Here is a 4,752-nt window from a genome sequence, read left to right as displayed (position 1 = left end):
CCGCACTCCGCTAATATACGCCGCGAGTTGTGCCGAATGTTCTGACGACGGACAGTTCGACGTCGGTCATGACGGGATTCCTCTCCTCCGAATGCCCGTCAACACCTGGAGTATAACGAAGACCGGCCCTCGGCCGAACTCGTGGTGATCCATCTCCGCTTTTGATCTGGAGATCCTGGTGCACTGTTTTCTAGGGCATCAAACTCAACCCGGGCGGTGGGTACTATGAAGCTTGCGCCTGCGCCTTTCCAATAGCTGGAGAGTATAGTTTCCATGTTTGCGGGGCGGTGGCCGGTGATTTGGATTTCGCCTCACTACATAGTGGGCATGACAATGACTGGAGTTTCGCATCGCGACCATCGCGAGCTTGGCGACGTCCCATGGATGCGCGGCTACGACCACGGCATGGCGCTCGCCTCTGCGCAAGGCAAACCGGTGCTGCTGCTGTTTCAGGAAGTGCCGGGTTGCTCGACGTGCGTGCACTTCGGGCAGGACGTTCTTACGCATCCGCTCATGGTAGAGCTGATCACCGACCGGTTCGTGCCGGTGGTGATCTTCAACAACCATCCTGGAGCGGATGCCAAAATCCTGCGCCTCTATGGCGAGCGATCCTGGAACAATCCGGTCATGCGGTTTCTCCGACCCGATGGCGCCGAGCTGCTGCCGCGCTTGGCCGATCGCTACGATCCGCTCGGGCTGCATGAAAAGCTCAGCGCCGTTTTGCAGATGCTCGACGGTGATGTCCCGTCGTACTTCCGTTTGCTCGGGCGCGACTTGCTGATCGAGAGTGGCCTCACCGAAAACGCTGTCTACATGACGCCCTGTTTCTGGTCGGGTGAGACAAGCCTTGCACAGCATCCAGCGGTGATCACGACCGATGCGGGCTGGGTGGATGGCGAGGAAGCGGTGCAGGTTCAATTCGATCCGAAGACGGTCACGCGGGCCGACTTGAACGCTTATGCTCGGGTAGAAGGCTTTGCGTCGGCGGCGCCCGGCGGCTTCAGCGTGGATCGGGAGCCGCAATTCTACCTGCGTAAGAACATCGTCCGCCATCTGCCGCTGACGGCGGCGCAGCGAACTCAAATCAACCTGGCGCTGCCCTACCGCAGATCCATCCCCGAGTTGCTTAGCCCGTCGCAGGCCGCCTGGCTTGCCAATCCGCTTTTGCAGCGAGTGAGCAACGCAGAGACTTACCGCGAAGACATTCGCCATAGCTGGCCGGCGCGGAGGGCGCAGCTTGGTTCGGCTCGCAAAGCCGATTGATGTCGAAGGGTCTCAACGAAACTTAGGTTTGCGGTGAGCTCGGTGATCACGCTGAAATCGATGCCTTCGTGGCTATCGAAACTATAGTGACAGGGTATTGGGAAAGAGCGTTGCTCTAACGGTATAGTCGGAACGTACTCGTCACGGTTCCCGGCGGGTGACGTCTGTTAATACTGACAGAGCATCAGGTAACGAGTTTTCTCAAGATCCGTTTTCGAGCGGATCCGCGTGCGAAAAGTCCCTTGTCGCAGGAGTGTGAGCGGAAAACCAGGCCCGTGCTGTCGCGACGAGAAGGAGAGTCCGGCATGGTCACAAGAGGTTTTACCGGACGCGGATCGGGCGGGGATCAGTCCGGCCGTATCCCCCCTGGCCAGCATCTCGTCGACAACTTCCCGGTTCTCACAGCGGGACCGACGCCGAACATCGATACCTCGAAGTGGAACTTTACGGTCAAGGTCGGACCAAAACCGGCGAAGGTCTGGGACTGGAGCCAGTTCAACGCTCTGCCACAGACCAAGGTGAAGAAGGACATCCACTGCGTCACTTCGTGGTCCAAGCTGGACACGGCTTGGGAGGGCGTGCTGATCGAGGACATCCTGGCCGATGCTGGACTCGAGCGCCCGACCGATTTCGTGCTGGTGCATTCCTACGATGGCTATTCGACGAACGTCCCGCTGGCGGATCTGCTCGCCGATAAGGCGATGGTCGCGCTCAAATATGCAGGGCAGCCACTTCCGCGTGATCACGGTGGCCCAGCTCGGCTGCTCGTTCCGTACCTTTATTTTTGGAAGTCGGCCAAATGGGTGAAGGCGTTACAGTTCACGACGCGCGATGAAGCCGGTTTCTGGGAGCTGCGCGGCTATCACATCTACGGCGATCCATGGCGCGAGCAGCGGTACACGCATGATTGAGAGCGCTGTGCAGGCTGCGCTGTGGCAGAAATCCGTCGTTGAAAGAATCGTTCAGCAAACGCCGGCCATCAAGAGCTTCTCCCTCCGGTTGGGCAACCCATTCACTCATGTGGCGGGTCAGCACGTCGATGTGCGATTGACCGCCCCTGACGGCTACATGGCGATGCGCAGTTATTCGATCGCCTCACCACCCGATGGGTCAGGCATTGTTGAGCTCGCCATCGAACGCCTTCCGGACGGGGAGGTCTCGCCCTTTTTTCACGACGTGGCAGCGGTCGGTGACGAGATCGAACTTCGCGGGCCGCTTGGCGGACACTTCCTCTGGCCGCGGGACGCAGCTGGGCCTGTATTCTTGATCGGCGCAGGCTCGGGCCTGGTGCCGCTGATGGCGATGATACGACAGCGCCGCGTAGAGGCGCAGAATGTGCCGACGGCGCTGCTCCTATCGGCGCGCACCGCTCGCGATGTCCTGTACGCCAAAGAGCTCCAAGCCATCGAGTTCGATGATCCCGGCTTCGTGCTGTCGCTGGCGATCACGCGTGAAGCGCCGACGCGTGAAACCGACTTTGCGCGACGGATCGATGGCGCAATGGTCCAAGAGGTCATCACTCGCCTTCCCCGCACGCCTGCGCACGTCTTCGTCTGTGGTTCGAACGGCTTCGTGAACATCGCAACGGACGGCGCGCTGTTCGCCGGCCTGGACGCCGCGACAATCAAGACCGAGCGCTACGGTGGCTAACGGCGCAGATCCAGTGTCCCGGGAGACTATCATGAGCCGTTTCGCCAAACCCGTTTTCTTGGCTGCCGGTCTTCGGACCGCATTCGGTCGCGGGGGCGGAGCGCTGGCCACATACGATGCAATCTCGCTGTCTGTCCCGGTGGTACAGGCGATGGCCCAGCATGCCGAGCCCGACTTCGTCGTCTGGGGAACCGTGATACCGAACTTGGGCTGGAGCAATATTGCCCGCGAGGTCTGGCTCGACGCCAAGCTCAACCCGAGCGTGCCGGCATTCTCGGTCGTTCTCGCCTGCTCGACCAGCATGACTGCGACCTTCGCCGCTGCAGGCATGCTCGGCGGCGGAGCAGACCTGTCGCTAGTCGGCGGGGCCGAGGTCATGAGTCGACCCTCGCTTGCCCTGACGGCCGAGGCGTCCAAGCGGCTCACGGACCTCTTCGCAAAGGATGCAGGTGCCGCGCTGGCCGCGCTGCAGTCGCTTACCGTGCGGGACTACGTCCTGCCAACCAAGGGTTGGGCCAATCGCATCACCGGCCGTACGATGGGCGATCACATGGAGGAAACCGCCAAAGCCTGGAACATCTCGCGCGCGGCACAGGACGATTGGGCGCTCAAGAGCCACCAGCGTGCAGTCGCTGGCTGGACTAACGGCTTTTTTGACGATCTCGTGGTTCCGCTTCCTGAGCTGACGCGCGACGCCAACCCGCGGGCCGATACGTCGATCGAGCGGCTCGCCGCGCTGAAGCCAGCCTTCGACCGGGATAGCGGGCTGGGGAGCATTACGGCCGGCAACAGCTCACCGATTACCGATGGCGCGGCTGGTTGCTGGGTCGCCAACGAAGCCGGCATTGCCAGACTGCCGACTGATACCCCGCACGTCCGGCTGGTCGATTACGAGGTATCGGCCGTCGATCTTCATACCGAGGGACTGCTGATGGCGCCGTCCTATGGCATCCCGCGCCTCCTCTCACGGCATCGGCTCGGCTTCTCCGACATCGCGCTGTGGGAAATCCACGAGGCGTTTGCAGCACAGGTGCTGGCGAATGTCGCGGCCATCACCGATCCCGACTGGGTGCGCGCAAAGGCGGGTGTCGAGGCGGACATGGGCCCGTTCGATTGGGAGCGGGTCAACCCCATGGGTGGCTCAGTGGCGATCGGGCATCCGTTCGGCGCCACCGGCGCCCGCGACCTCAGCCAGGCGGTGAAAGAGCTGTGGGCGCTACCGGTCGGAGCACGCGCGATCGTCAGCATCTGCGCCGACGGTGGCCAGGGCACTGTCGCACTTCTCGAACGCGTTTGAGGGGAGACCTGAGAAGTGAAGGCTATTCGTTTCCATGAGTTCGGCGCGCCGAGCGTGCTTCGATACGAAGATGCGCCAAAGCCGGAGGTGAAGCCGGGTGAGGTGCTGGTCCGCGTATCGGCGGCCGGGATCAACCCGCCCGATTGGTATCTTCGGGAAGGATATGCGGAGCTGCCGCCCGAATGGCGGCCGGAGGTCGCATTCCCGGCGATCCCTGGGTCCGATGTGTCTGGCGTCGTCGAAACTGTTGCCGATGACGTGCAGGGTTTCACGCCGGGTGACGAAGTCTTCGGGATGATCCGCTTCCCAAGCTACGGCGACAGCCACGGATATGCGGAGTACGTATCCGCGCCATCATCTGATCTTGCCCTCAAACCGAACACGATCGATCACGTTCACGCCGCAGCGATTCCGATGTCTGGCCTGACCGCGTGGCAGTTCCTGATCGGGCTGGGTCACGACGAGCCTAATTGTAGGCGCTTGCAATCGTAGCGGCGTGTGCTCGCAAACAGCCTGATTTCCTGCTCACGCTTTCTGCCACT

At 61.7% G+C, this 4,752-nt stretch carries 5 protein-coding genes; all 5 read left to right on the top strand.

Annotation, left to right across the window (positions count from 1 at the left end):
• The first annotated feature begins 273 nt into the window (after positions 1 to 273).
• The 5 genes from AX702_RS08825 to AX702_RS08805 all read left to right on the top strand — a co-directional run bounded on the left by AX702_RS08825 (position 274) and on the right by AX702_RS08805 (position 4,702).
• The gene (locus AX702_RS08825; protein WP_269450381.1) at positions 274 to 1,263 is read left to right on the top strand and encodes a VPGUxxT family thioredoxin-like (seleno)protein, type 2; all 990 of its coding nucleotides are present in this window, start codon (positions 274 to 276) and stop codon (positions 1,261 to 1,263) included.
• Between the two features lie 305 nt (positions 1,264 to 1,568).
• A complete protein-coding gene (locus AX702_RS08820) occupies positions 1,569 to 2,174 on the top strand; it encodes a sulfite oxidase-like oxidoreductase (protein WP_066778601.1) in 606 nt (201 codons plus the stop codon).
• Positions 2,175 to 2,181: 7 nt separating this feature from the next.
• Positions 2,182 to 2,913: a ferredoxin reductase gene (locus AX702_RS08815; RefSeq protein ID WP_231731789.1), complete on the top strand. Its 732-nt coding sequence runs from the start codon at positions 2,182 to 2,184 to the stop codon at positions 2,911 to 2,913.
• A gap of 31 nt (positions 2,914 to 2,944) precedes the next feature.
• Positions 2,945 to 4,210 (top strand): thiolase family protein, encoded by a 1,266-nt coding sequence (locus AX702_RS08810; protein WP_066778597.1) that lies wholly within the window; start codon positions 2,945 to 2,947, stop codon positions 4,208 to 4,210.
• 15 nt (positions 4,211 to 4,225) lie between these two features.
• Positions 4,226 to 4,702: an NADP-dependent oxidoreductase gene (locus AX702_RS08805; protein ID WP_231731788.1), complete on the top strand. Its 477-nt coding sequence runs from the start codon at positions 4,226 to 4,228 to the stop codon at positions 4,700 to 4,702.
• Positions 4,703 to 4,752 lie beyond the last annotated feature (50 nt).

It is taken from the genome of Sphingomonas sp. CCH5-D11 (assembly GCF_001557395.1).
In the GTDB taxonomy this organism is placed as follows: Bacteria; Pseudomonadota; Alphaproteobacteria; order Sphingomonadales; family Sphingomonadaceae; genus Sphingomonas.
The sequence above is the reverse complement of the archived record's forward strand: the minus strand, read 5'-3'. Positions and strand labels throughout refer to the sequence as shown.